Raw genomic sequence first — 12,233 nt, forward strand, 5'->3', positions numbered from 1 at the left:
GGCGTGGGCTGCGGTTTGCCTGGCGCCTTGTAGTGGGCTGACACACCGCCGCGCGGGTCAAGCCCGCTCACTACAATCAGAGGTCGATGCGGCGCAGTCTTCCGGTTAATGGCACAACGTTGCCATCCGGGGTTGGCAACGGCCGGCCCGTCAAACCCATGCCTTCACTCACCACCACTCCACCGGGCACCAGGCACAGGTTGGAGGGTGTATCCAGCCCGCGTGCCAGTACTTTCACGTCACCGTTGTGCAGGTCGCAGTCGAGCAGGCGCCCCGAGAATCGGGTAAAGCCACCGTGCAGGGTTTCGCCGTTCCAGTCAGGTGGCAACGGTTGTTGCAAATGGCTGCACAACTCCAGCACCAGCAGATGGCCGTTGGCACGCAATGCCAGCCCGGTGGGCAGTTGCAGGCCGCTGATCAGCACCTCGATCTGCCCGCTGGCCGGGTGTACCCGGATCACCTGGCCGGCGTGGTCGGCAAAGTCGATGCCTTTGCGGGCCGGGTCGCCGTGCAGCTCACCGGAGAACAGGCTGATCAACACGGCGTCGGTCTGCGGCTCATACACGAGGGTGACGGGTACCGCTTCCTGGCCCTTGTCCAAGTCGGGCAGTTGCACCCGCACACGCTCGTCTTCACCGTCGCCGAATTCCACCAGCTGGTTGGTATCGGGCTTGACCGCCAGCCAACTGCGCCGGGTCGGGTGGTAGCACAGCGCGTTCAGGTTGCCCCGGCTGTGGTACACCGGTTCGGGCGGGCTGTATTGCAGGTCGAGCAACTTGGAACCGCCGACGTAATCGGTCTGGCTGGCCAGGCAACGCCCGCCACCGCAGGCGATGTCCGACAGGCCCATGATTTCATCGCGCAGCATGCGCGCCTGCATGTTCATGGCGCGAAAGCCCTGGGCCAGGGGATCCCCCGGCAGGTAGGCGCCGGGCCGCTTAGGATCGGGGTGCAACGGGCTGATGCGGCCACTGAAGGTCTGGTCCGGCAAGCCTGAACCAGCCTCGGCCAGCAACAGGCTGCCGTCGACTTGCAGGCACAGGCCACGGGGGTTGAGCAGGCCTTCGGCGATCAGCGTGCTGGGGCGCAGGGTTTCGCTGGGCTGCGCCGGTATACGTAGCGTCATGGCGGTGTCCTCCTACTGCGGCGGTTGCCAAGGGGTTTGGGTGAGGTAGGCACTCAACAGGGCGCGCTGTGACGGCGACATCGAACGCACCACCGGCATGTACAGCGTGGTGCCCTTGTACACATCCGCGATGCGCGCGAGGATCGCGTTTTTCGCGCCCATGACCGCGTCCGGCTTGTTCAATGCGACGTAGCGCGACATGGCAGGGAAGGCCAGGTAGTGAAAGCGCAGGACGTTGGGGTAGACCATGTCCCAGGTGATGGTTGTGCCGGCGGGGATGCCAAAGTCGGTCTGGGCATATTTGCGAAAGCTGGTGAAGTAGCCACTGCTGTCGAGCCCGTTGGCGGTGCAGTTCAACGCGACGAAACCCGCCTGGGCTTCGCTGCCCGGCTTGAGCGCCACCGGGACACTGATCGAGCGTTGGCCGGTTTCCATTGTCAGTGTGGCGGGAAAATCGAGAAACTCGTAGTCCTGCGGGTCGGTGTACAGCGCCGGTGGCGATTGTTCAATACTGATAGCGGTGGCAGCGGGCACCGGACCGCCCAGGTAGCGAACCTGCAACGTGATCGACAGGCCGTCAGGGTAGTCTTCCAGGTAGACGTTACGCAGATCGCCGTACACCCGGTACTCCGATTCGAGGGCCTTGAGGGTCGAATCATCGACAGTATCCGGGGCGTTGACCGCCAGGGCCGACGTCTGCGCAGCTTGCTGCTGGGTGGCATTCAGGGGCAGGTCGACGATGCCGCCATACACGTAGTAGTCAACCAATGGGCTGCTCGTTGGGTCGAGCGTTGTGAGCTGAGTGGTGCCCGCGGTAATGCTGACCGGGCCGTAATTCGCATTCGGCCCGATGGGGCTGGTGATGTCGGTACGGTCAGCGCGGAAGGTTTGCTTGGGGATGAGGTTAACCATGTCGATGCTCAGCAGGCCATTGCCGGCCAGCTCCGCATAGGCGGCATTGTCCGTGTCCTGGTTGATCAATTGGCGACCGGGTTGAGAGTTCAACGGCTCATCGGCAAACGCCGGTGCCAGTGTGCCGATGACGCGGCCGATGCTCGGGTTCGGGTCATTTTTGTTGGCCGCATAATCGGCGTTCAGCTCGGCCGTGGTCATCCTGGGGCACATCTCGAACATCACGAAGCGCAGCACGATCCCCGTTGCCCCCGGTGCCTCGATGATCGATTTGAGGCCCGCGCTGTTGCGGTTCCATTGGACAATGCTAGTGAGCGGGAACGTCAGCTGGAACGTACCGCTGGCATGGAACGAGCCGGGTGCGTCCATGGTGTTTGGCTTCAGCACCCGGGTCTGCACATCGAAACTGCTGCACACGGTGTTGCAGTGAATCAGTAACTGGAGGTCGTCATCCGTGCCTATTTGCAGGCCGCCGACGAAGATCTGGGTGGTGGTGGACGCTGTCGGGTCGAGGTCTACCATCATCGGGCCGGTGAAAGGCCCCTGGCCGGTAACCGGGTCCACCGATCCAAGCAGGCCGATCGGCTGGCCAACGAGGTCGCCAGTGGTACTGACGCTGCCCGGGTTGCCCTGGGAGCTGATCAGGGCGTTTTCCATGAAGACTTGATGGTCCCCGAAGTGGTTCCAGCCGCCGAGGGTATAGCGCACCGCACTCGGGGTATCGATCATGGCGTTCAGTTCGTCATCGCTGTAAGCCTCGGCCTGGGGGGCCACGATAGAACGCGCCAGGTCAAACACCGGCCAACCGTTGTCCGCGTTTTGGGGCAGGCATGGGGTGTTGTTCGACACGCTGACGTCGGTGGTGATACCGCCCCAGAAATTCAGGCGGGGTCCGTTGAGGATACTCATGATCTATTCCTTGATCGGGGAAGGGGTGGCACCCGGTGTCTGGGCGAATTTGAACAGGTAGGAGTAGTCGGACTTGATCGCGCTCTTGGGCGGCGTCGCCATCGAATGGCACGCCATGCAACTGCTGGTGGGCTGGATGTAGCTTTCCATGGTCACGTTGGCCGACAGCGTGGGGGTGGGCGTGCCCATGGGGTTGCCGATCATGTTGGGGTTGAGTGGCCGCTGGGTGGTGATCAGCTGGTAGTACTTCAACGGGCTGTTTTTCAGGCCAGGGTCGGCGCGGTAGGTGGCGTTGACCTTGTCGGTGGCGCTATCAATGGCAGTGACACGGGTCAGCGGGTCGGGTGTCTGGAACGTGGTGCCGCTCACCGGTACGCACACCGGATGCGCGCCTTGGGTGTTCCAGTTGCACGGCGACTGGTTGACGGTGGTGGCGGCAGGGTCGTAGTAGCTGCCGTGGGTTGACGGGTCGGCCGGCACATTGTCGATTTGCTCGAAGGTCGACCACACCCACTGCGGGTAACCGACGGGCTTGGTGATGATGTGCAGCCCCACCAGCCCCAGGAGTTGCTGGGCGACCCCGTTGGGCTTGCCCTGGGCGTCGAACGTGGTCACTTGCGCGATCATGTTCAGGTAGCGGCTGGCATTGTCCTTGGACGTGAGGATGCGCCAGCTGGATTTGACCTCGATGACCCCGTTGGGGAACTTGATGCTGCTGGCGTTGGACACCACATTTGCGTTGTAGAACGTGTTGTTGACGATGTAATCGTAGGAAGTCTCGTTGGCAGCAATATCGTAATAGGTCGGGTTGCCGGCCTGGTCGATCAGCCATCCGCCCACCGCCTGGTCGACGCGCTCCTGTTGGTTAGTGTTTTTTAGTGCGGCAATGTTGATAAGGCCCAGGCTTTTGGCTCTGAGGACGCTGTCCCATGGCCCGGGGTTGGCGGCATTCGGCAAAAAGATTTCTGCGACGCTCTTGTAGGTTTGCCACACGGTATAGCCGCTGCCACCGGGTTGCTTGGTGCAGTCGGGGCTGCCGCGTTGCCCGTCCTGGGCCGGCCAGTTCAAGGCGACAAACAGCTGCCAGCTGTACTCATCGAACAGTGTCTGGCCGGCGCCGGCGGCCGGCGCGGCGGCGGGCAGTTGGCAACTCAGCGACGTGGCCAGGGCCGACGGCTGGGTCGCCTCCCTGGCCTGGGCCGGCAGGTTGGCCAGCCCCAGCAACAGCATGGAAAAACACACGAGGGTTTTCATGGCGGATCCTTCCTTTCATGTCAGGGTCAGGGTTGCATGAGCTGGTTCCATTGCGCCTTGTGGCCGTTACTTTTGCCTGCCGGGGGCACGAACAACTGGCACGGCGGCGGGTTCGATGGGCACATGGCGGCCACCTGGTCCCAGGTGTCCTTCGGGTCCGGGGTGGCGATGCGGAAGTTGGTGTAGTTCTGGCTCACGATGGGCGCGTTGGCGACACTGGTATCCCCCGAGAAAAAGAATGACTGCGGCTGCCGGTAGGGCGGGCTGCCGGTGGCTTGTTTGTTGAAGGCGTAGCCAAACAGGATCGGCCCTGCGGGTGATTTGAGGTCCATGGCATAGGCTTGCAGGCTGCCGCCCAGGTGTTTGCTGCGGTCGGCGCTGTAGGGCAGGTGCTCGATGAAGCTTTGCCGTGGCGGGTGGTTCATCGGCGAGAACATGCAGCAGGCCGGCATGTCTTTCGGGCGGTCTTGCGGGTAAGTGAGGAAGTAAGCCTTGTTGCCCAGGGACACGAAGGTGCAGGTGTAGTTGTTGTCCTTGATAGGAAAGATCGGCAGGCAGTACTTCTCGTAGTGCTCCATCATCGCGCCGAACCCGTCGCCGTCCGCCGGGATGTAGGTGGTGTCGTAGTAGCTGGTGCCCTTGGACACGGTGTAGTCGGCCGGCGTCAGGGTGGAGGGCGGGTCACTGTAGGGCGGCGGGTTTTTCTGGTAGTTGTGGATCACCCGGTACATGGTCCAGTCGCTGATCCATTGCGCGGGGAAGAAGGGATCGGACGGATCGCTGGGCGTACGTTTGGCGATGCAGTTGCCATTTTTTTTAGTGCAGCCTTCGCTGTTGTGTACCCCATTGGTGAAATACACCGCGCCGCTGTCATTGGCAGCAAATGCCGCGGGGCTGAGCAGCAGCACCAGCAGCAAGAATCGACGCAAGAAGTTGGCGTTCATATGACACTCCTGTGCAGTACCGGGTGACGCTGGCGTCACCCGGTGGTCCTGGCGTAACAGCGTTATTGGTAGTCGCTCATGCTGAGCGGCACGGGTGGGTAATTGCGTTTCACCAAGGCCTGCGCCCATAGCTCCAGCACGGCGCGACGGCTTTGCGGCATGTCGCGGGTGATGGGCATCGCCAGGGTGCTTTCCTCTTGGTATTCCTTGCTGATCAGCACGATTAGCTGGTCTATAGCGCCTTCGATCCGGGTCAGGGAATTGAGCGGCATGAACTTGTTCATGATCGGGTAGAGGTAGTAATAGGGTTTGAGGATGAAGGGGAAGATAAAGGTCTCCCAGATCACCGTGCTCGCGTCCTCGCGCTGGTAAATGGCGTTCCAGGCCGTGACGAAAGCCTTCTGCAGTTCGGGTTCCAGCGGCAGCACCCGCAGCGGTGCGAGGAAGTCGACATAGGCTTCGGCGAGCGGGAAACTGAAGGGAATACCCGGCGCCTGCTGACCTTCCTGCACGAAGAAGCGCAGGGTTGGAAAGCCCGGTGCTTGGCCCGTGACCGTCAACCGGGCAATCCCATTGGCATCGGTTTGCACAGAGGTCACGTTGTATTGCACGGCGCTGTTGAGCGGGTCGTCCAGGACGCCTTGGCGGCTGATCGGGTTGGAGAACGCCAAAGTAGGCTGCAGGGACACTGCGGCGGGTGTCTTCAAATAGGTCTGATAGGTCACCGGTTGCGTCGTGTCTGTGTTTTCGGCGGGCAGTATCGACATGAGCTGGCGGCCGGTGCCTTCGGTCAGCATCGTCGGCAGTGCGGACGTGCCCTTGAATTGGGGCAGGTTGGCAGTGTTGTTCGCGAAGTTGGAGGGATCATTGTTGAACAGCGTGAAGTCGGCCGCATTGCTGAACGTCAGGTAATAGTCGGTGGTGCACAGCATGTAGGCATTGCCGTATTCGGCGACCCATAAGGTGGTGCCGGCCGGTGCCGGCTGGCCATTGCGTTGCACCATGATCTGCAGTGTCTGGGTGGCACCGACGTCGATGAAACTGCCGCTCTCGATCACCTCGGCAGTCCATTCTTGTTGAGTGGCGGCGACTGCATTCGGGCTGCCCAGCAATTGCAGTTCCAGCGTGCCGCTTTGCAGCAGGGTCTGCGCCGCCACGGTGAAGGGTAGGTCGAGCAGGCCCGAGCGTTGGTCGAACTGCGTCTGTTGGTAATCGGCATAGCTGAAGCGGGCCAATTCGTTGAACTGCGTGCCCTGGCGGATGCCAACCGCGTAGTCGCCCGCCAGGTATTTGGCCGCCACAGGGATGGGGGCGCTTTTGTCGACCGGATAGAACGCAAACGTGTTGCCCAGATCCAGCGACAAGGTGTTGCCATGGATCTGCGCCGAGGTCACGCCGAGCTGTACCTGTTTCGGGGTGTCCCCGGGGGTGATGTGAATCGGCACTTTGGCAGCCGGCACCAGGCGCATGCCGGCAGGTGCGGTGGGGAACTCATCCTCGAACCACAAGCCCAGGGTGCCGACCGTACGGCTGTAAGCGGGGTTGAAGAAAATATCGCCGACGTTATCCAGCCCCTGCTGGTACATGGCCTGCACCTTGGCCAGGGCCTCGGGGCTTGAGGAATGAGTGTCGATGGGCGGGAAGTCATTGAGGATGCCGTTCTTGTCGTAGCACGTGAGGTACGTCGTGAAACGGAACATCAGGCCCTTGGCGTTTTGCTGCTGCATCTGTGCTTGCAGGTTTTTCAGCAGGGCCGAATCGCCCACTGCCCATGCCAGGTTTTCTTTCGGGAAACAGGTCTGCCAGGTCGTGGTGACGTAGCTCAGGCCGCCGAGGCCGGCCCATTTGAAGTTCAGCAGACGGTCGAGCATGCGATGCTCGCGGTTCAGGGTCAGGCCGCATTGCGGAGTGCCCAGCACCAGCTTGTCGAAGTACAGCGCGGTAAAGGTGTTCTGCCACGGGCTCACGTCGACAAAGCGCGCCGCTGTGGGGCCTGCGCCGCCAAAGGGATTGCCCACCAGTTGATAGGGCTGGTTGATCAAGGAATCGGTAGCGACATAGCCACCGTCGGGCAGTTCGCCGCCGCTGATCACCGATTGGGTCTGTTGGTAGCTCACCGTGCCGCAGGCGTTGTCGCCGAACAGGTTCCATTCGCCGGGGATCATCGGCGTGGTCACTTGTGGGGCATTGCCCGGTACTTGCAGCACATAGTCGGGGATCTGGTTGACCGGCAGCGGCGCAATCGTCCAGGGCAGCAGTGTGCTGGCCGCATTGAGCGGCGTAATGCCAAAAGACTCCAGGAACGGCCAGTTCATCTGCATCTTCACCGCGTCATACACCGGGAACATGTCGTTGTTATTGGCCGTTGGCGGGTTCCAGAACATGTGGCCTTTGACGTAGATCCGAGGAAAATTCAATACGCTCATGTCAGGCTCCTTAACGTTGCCACTGGGCGCGTTTGAGCGACCAGACAAAGTCCAGTTTGTGGTAACCGACGAAGTCGGCGGCCGGCAACTCGGCGGTGGGGTAGACGATGCCGCCCTGTTGCTTCAGGGCGAAATTGAAGTAGCCCTGCTTGGGCGAGTACGCCGCCGTGCCGTGGCAGGCAAAACACGACGACTCGCTCTGGAACGCCGACTCCAGTTGGGAGTTGGCCAGCAGGGTGGGGTTGGTTTCCGACTGCACGCCGATCAACTCGTACTGCGCCAATGTCGGGTTGGCGGCCTGGAAGCTGGTGTTCACCGGTTGCGCCGCCGCCGTCGGGCCGGTGCTGTTGGTCATCGGGGTGGCCGGCGTCGCGTTGGTCACCGTGTATTTGCTGTTGTTGACGTTTTCAAAGGTGGTCCAGACCCAGTTGGGGTTCAGCTTGTTGATCACGTGCAACCCGCTCAATGCGGCGTAACCCACCTGGTAGGTGCTGCCTTGCTGGTAGTAGGCCTGGGCGATGTAATAACCGTCGTTGGCCAGTTGCTGTTGATAGGTGGCGTCGCTGCCGATCCACAGCCACGCGGCCTTGAGTTCCCAGGCGGTGGAGGGGAAGTTCAGGTCACTGGTGAGCGCCGCCTGGCCGTTCACGTTGTAGACCTTCTGTTGGACGATGTAGTTGAACGTGTCCTGGCCCATCAGCAACTGAAAGCGCACCGCCTGGCCTTTCTCGGCAGCCGGCACCTGGCCGCCCATTTGCAGGATCAGCCCGTCCACCTGCTGCGTGGCGTTGAGGTTGTGAAACAGGCGGCTGGTGTTCATGCCCAGCGCTTTGGCCTGCGTGAGCACGGCGGCGGGCACCGGCACGCGCTGGGCATATGGCAGCGGTTGGGCGCCATTTTTCAGGTAGACCTGGTCTGACGGTTTCAGCGTTTCCCAGACCCGGTCCGGGCTTTGCGTGGACGCGGGCTGGTTGAGGCAGGCGAACCAGTTCCAGGCCAGTGTCTCGGGGCTCTGGGTGAACAGGGTTCGGGTGGCGTTGACGTTGCCTCCAAACTGCAAAAAGTTGCTGCAATCGAAGGTGCTGGGGGCCTGGGCCTGGGCCAATCCGGCCAGTGCACTCAGGACAGTGATTGATAAGGCTCGCCGCATGGAAGCTCCTTGGCTGTGGCCAGTTCGGTGTGTGGGCGCCCCAGGAAGTGTTCCAGGAGCAGTTGCTTGACTGCCGTCGCCGCAAGCTGCTGCGGCAACGCCAGGTCGCAATTGGTGATCAACAACGGACCGCTCTGCAGGCTGCTCGGCAGGCGGCCATGGCTGCCACGGACCAGGCGGGTGTCCAGCGGGATCAGGTCCATGTAGTAGCGAAAGCCGAGTTTTTTCTGCAGCAGACGGCGCGCGACTTTCAGCCGGGGGAAGCGGATGGCCGGGTCGACAAACAGCTCCAGCGGGTCGTAGCCGGGCTTGCGGTGGATGTCCACGGTGCGCGCAAAATCCGGGGCCTTGCGGTCATCCAGCCAGTAGTAGTAATCGAACCAAAACCCGGCGGCGGCCACCGCCACCAGCTCGCCGCTGCGCGGGTGGTCCAGGTGCCAGGCGCGCTGCTCGGTTTTATCCAGCACCTGCTCGATGCCTGGCTGGCGCTGCAACAGGGCTTTGACGCGGGGAATGTCCTGCGCCTGCTTCACATAAACATGCGCGATTTGATGATCGGCCACCGCGAACGCCGCACTGGCCCCGGCGTCGAGCAGTTCCCAACTGAGGGATTGGCGCACCTGCAACAGGCCTTCGTCGCGCAGCACACGGTTGATCGAGATCGATTGCTCGACTGCTTCAATGCCGTACTCGGAGAGCACCATCACCGCTGCCCCTTGTGCCTCGGCGAACGCCAGCAAGCGCCCGACTTCCAGGTCGATGGCGCGCACTTCATCGGCAATCGAGGGGTGGTCGGGGCCCACGCGTTGCAGGCTGTAGTCCAGGTGAGGCAGGTAGATCAATTGCAGGTGCGGCCGATTGAGCTGGAATTCGGCCATGGCGCAATCGACGATCCAGCGGCTGGAGCGAATGCCCGCCGCTGGCCCCCAGAAGCCGGGAAACGGAAACTCGCCGATCTGCTCTTCAATCTGGGCGTGCAGCTCGGGCGGCGACGAATACAGGCCGAACTGTTTGCGCCCGTCGGCGGGGTAATGGGGGCGCGGGGTGATCGCGGCGTCCACGTCGGCGTACATGTTGTACCACCAGAACAATTGGCTGCAGCGAAACCCCGGCAGCGCGCGCTTGAGGGTGTGCCAGACCTTTTCACCCTGGATCAGTGCGTTGGGTTGCAGCCAGAACTTCACCTCGGCCTGGTCGCGAAAGTACCAGCCGTTACCGACGATACCGTGGGCCGACGGCGGTGTGCCGGTGAGGATCGAGGCTTGCACCGTCGATGTGACGGCCGGGAACACCGGTTGCAAGTGGGCCATCTGCGCGGTCTTGAGCAGCTTGTTGATATGCGGCGTGGCCTCGCCGAGCAAGCCGGGCGTCAGCCCCACCACATTGATCAGCAGCAACGGTTGATCAGAGGGCATGGGCGTACGCCTCCTGCACCGGGGAACGCAGCAGGTTGCGTTGACGCAGCTGCGTCTCGACCCAGGTCAGCTCGGCGGCGATGCCCGCCAACTGGGCCGGTTCGGAGGCGGGCCGCAGCTCGGCGGGCAGCACGCCCCAGCTGTAGGTCTCCACCTCCAGCACCGGGCGAAACTCTGGATGGGCCGCCAGGTAGTCGAAGGTTTGCGCCAATGCCACCTGGCTGCCGCTGAGTTCGGGCAGCAACAAGTGTTCGCTGAACAGCGGCACGTGGAAGTGAATGCGCAGCTCGCGATAACTGTCACAACCCGCCAGGGCGGCGGGCAAGTCCGGCCAGGCGACCACTCGGCCCTGCGCATCCAGGGCTTTGACCTGATGCAGGTAGACTGCTTCGGCAAAGGTCGCCAGGGTGTCGAGTACCCGCTGGCGCCGCGCATCCCCTTGCGGCGGCAGGCGACAGATCATCGCGTTGGAGAGCTGGATCTTGCCCACCGGCACCCGGGCCTGGCGCAGGCGGTCCAGGGATTGATAGCAGTCCTCGAACATCACCGCCTGGTGGCACACGTCAAAACACAGCGCCAGGTAGGCATGGTTCGGATCCGTCACGCGCCGCTGCTGGAAGAAGGCGATGGCCTGTTCGGTGGTTTCCAGCACGCAGTCCGGCTCCATCTCCAGGCAGAACACGATCTTCTTGCCGGTTTCCCGGTGCAGGTCGGCGAGGGCGGCGGTGAGCCGGTTGAGGTGCTCGTCAGCCCGCCGTTGCAAGGCAGGCGTCCAGGTGGCGGCATAACCCAGCGGCACGCTGGAAATCACGCCCTGGCGGCAGCCGGCCGGCAAGGCGTCGGCGAGGATACGCGCCAGGTCCAGGCTGTAGGCCAGCCGTTGCGGGTCGGCCCAGTCTGGCAGGTAGACCTCGGCTTTCACCGCGCCCTGATGGAACTCACCGTAGGGAAAGCCGTTCAACGAGGTCAGGCGCACGCCACTGGTGTGCAGCAGCTTGAGGAAGTGCGCCCGTGCCGAGGCGTCGCGCAATTGCTCGGCAGCGCGGGCGCAGATCCACAGGCCGCTGTCCTGTTCCAGCAACCCGCGCAGGCTGCGCACGCCCTGGAAATGCTGCGCGATGGACGCGCTGAGCCCGGCGAGGTCACGGGTGGGGTGCACGTTGCTGCAATAGCCGACCTGGGCGGCCGTCCAGCCGCTGGCGGCACTCATTTGACCACCGGTTCCTGGCCGCGCAGGGCCGAGTTTTCCTGCCACTGTTTGCGCTGGTCGATGGGCAATGGGGTGCTGACCAGGGCCTTGTCCAGCTGGCCGCTCTGGGCGAAAAAGTCCACCGGGTTGTGGAACAGCACCTGCTCAACTTGGGCTTCGCTGAAGCCTGCGGCCAACATGGCCTGGCCGGTCTTGGGCACCTTGAGCGGGTCGCTGATGCCCCAGTCCGCCGCGCTGTTGACCACCATTTTTTCGGTGCCGTATTCCTTGAGCAGGGCCACCATGCGTTGCTCGGACATCTTGGTGTTGGGGTAGATCGAGTGGCCGCGCCAGCAGTCGCTGTCGAGTACCAGGGGCAGGGTGAGTTCGTTGAGGTGGTCGATGATCACCAGGTGCTCGGCAATCCCCACTTCGCGGACCACCGCCAGGGTGCGCTTGGTGCCGCCGATCTTGTCGCGGTGCGGTGTGTGCACCAGCACCGGCAGGTTGAATTGCTTGGCCAGCTCCAGTTGGGCAGCGAGAAACCGGTCTTCTTCGGGCGTGATGTCGTCATAGCCGATTTCGCCCACCGCCACCACGCCGTCCTTGACCAGGTAGCGCGGCAAAATCTCCAGCACTTCATTGGCAATCGACAGGTCGTTGGCCTCCTTGGGGTTGAGGCCGATGGTGCAGAAGTGGTGGATGCCGAACATGCTCGCGCGAAAGCGCTCCCAACCGAGCAGCGTGTCGAAATAGTCGACGAAACTGCCGACGCTGGTGCGCGCCTGGCCCTGCCAGAACGCAGGTTCGATCACCCCGGTGATGCCAGCGGCGGCCATGTTCTGGTAGTCATCGGTGGTGCGGCTGACCATGTGGATATGCGGATCGAAGTACTTGAGCATGGTGAA

Annotated in this window: 9 protein-coding genes; all 9 read right to left on the reverse strand. The window is 62.6% G+C overall.

Going from position 1 to position 12,233, the window contains the following annotated elements; translation table 11 throughout:
- Positions 1-76: 76 nt before the first annotated feature.
- The 9 genes from HX792_RS19575 to HX792_RS19615 all read right to left on the reverse strand — a co-directional run bounded on the left by HX792_RS19575 (position 77) and on the right by HX792_RS19615 (position 12,227).
- Positions 77-1,126 carry a hypothetical protein gene (locus HX792_RS19575; protein WP_176997627.1) on the reverse strand — a complete coding sequence of 350 codons (1,050 nt, stop codon included), beginning with the start codon at positions 1,124-1,126 and terminating at the stop codon, positions 77-79.
- Between the two features lie 12 nt (positions 1,127-1,138).
- Positions 1,139-2,947 (reverse strand): hypothetical protein, encoded by a 1,809-nt coding sequence (locus HX792_RS19580; protein WP_176997628.1) that lies wholly within the window; start codon positions 2,945-2,947, stop codon positions 1,139-1,141.
- A 3-nt stretch (positions 2,948-2,950) separates the two neighbouring features.
- A complete protein-coding gene (locus HX792_RS19585) occupies positions 2,951-4,201 on the reverse strand; it encodes a hypothetical protein (RefSeq protein ID WP_176997629.1) in 1,251 nt (416 codons plus the stop codon).
- Positions 4,202-4,227: 26 nt separating this feature from the next.
- The gene (locus tag HX792_RS19590; protein ID WP_176997630.1) at positions 4,228-5,145 is read right to left on the reverse strand and encodes a hypothetical protein; all 918 of its coding nucleotides are present in this window, start codon (positions 5,143-5,145) and stop codon (positions 4,228-4,230) included.
- 62 nt (positions 5,146-5,207) lie between these two features.
- On the reverse strand, positions 5,208-7,571 hold the full coding sequence (locus tag HX792_RS19595; protein ID WP_176997631.1) for a hypothetical protein: 2,364 nt from the start codon (positions 7,569-7,571) through the stop codon (positions 5,208-5,210).
- A 10-nt stretch (positions 7,572-7,581) separates the two neighbouring features.
- Entirely contained in the window at positions 7,582-8,721 is a 1,140-nt protein-coding gene (locus HX792_RS19600) for a hypothetical protein (RefSeq protein ID WP_176997632.1), read from the reverse strand.
- Positions 8,691-10,136: an alkaline phosphatase family protein gene (locus HX792_RS19605; RefSeq protein WP_176997633.1), complete on the reverse strand. Its 1,446-nt coding sequence runs from the start codon at positions 10,134-10,136 to the stop codon at positions 8,691-8,693. The genes HX792_RS19600 and HX792_RS19605 overlap by 31 nt, the downstream gene beginning before the upstream one ends.
- Positions 10,126-11,346 carry a metabolite traffic protein EboE gene (gene eboE / locus HX792_RS19610; protein ID WP_176997634.1) on the reverse strand — a complete coding sequence of 407 codons (1,221 nt, stop codon included), beginning with the start codon at positions 11,344-11,346 and terminating at the stop codon, positions 10,126-10,128. Before eboE ends, HX792_RS19605 begins: the two co-directional genes overlap by 11 nt.
- Positions 11,343-12,227, reverse strand: a complete 885-nt coding sequence (locus tag HX792_RS19615; RefSeq protein WP_176997635.1) for a TatD family hydrolase — start codon at positions 12,225-12,227, stop codon at positions 11,343-11,345. Before HX792_RS19615 ends, eboE begins: the two co-directional genes overlap by 4 nt.
- Between the last annotated feature and the right edge of the window lie 6 nt (positions 12,228-12,233).

It is taken from the genome of Pseudomonas sp. B6002 (assembly GCF_013385985.1).
GTDB lineage: Bacteria > Pseudomonadota > Gammaproteobacteria > Pseudomonadales > Pseudomonadaceae > Aquipseudomonas.

Bases quoted from the DNA above. Each gene is read 5' to 3' on its own strand.
- HX792_RS19615 (WP_176997635.1), bottom strand. From the start codon at position 12,227: ATGCTCAAGTACTTCGATCCGCATATCCACATGGTCAGCCGCACCACC.
- HX792_RS19590 (WP_176997630.1), bottom strand. From the start codon at position 5,145: ATGAACGCCAACTTCTTGCGTCGATTCTTGCTGCTGGTGCTGCTGCTC.
- HX792_RS19585 (WP_176997629.1), bottom strand. From the start codon at position 4,201: ATGAAAACCCTCGTGTGTTTTTCCATGCTGTTGCTGGGGCTGGCCAAC.
- eboE (WP_176997634.1), bottom strand. From the start codon at position 11,346: ATGAGTGCCGCCAGCGGCTGGACGGCCGCCCAGGTCGGCTATTGCAGC.
- HX792_RS19575 (WP_176997627.1), bottom strand. From the start codon at position 1,126: ATGACGCTACGTATACCGGCGCAGCCCAGCGAAACCCTGCGCCCCAGC.
- HX792_RS19595 (WP_176997631.1), bottom strand. From the start codon at position 7,571: ATGAGCGTATTGAATTTTCCTCGGATCTACGTCAAAGGCCACATGTTC.
- HX792_RS19605 (WP_176997633.1), bottom strand. From the start codon at position 10,136: ATGCCCTCTGATCAACCGTTGCTGCTGATCAATGTGGTGGGGCTGACG.
- HX792_RS19600 (WP_176997632.1), bottom strand. From the start codon at position 8,721: ATGCGGCGAGCCTTATCAATCACTGTCCTGAGTGCACTGGCCGGATTG.
- HX792_RS19580 (WP_176997628.1), bottom strand. From the start codon at position 2,947: ATGAGTATCCTCAACGGACCCCGCCTGAATTTCTGGGGCGGTATCACC.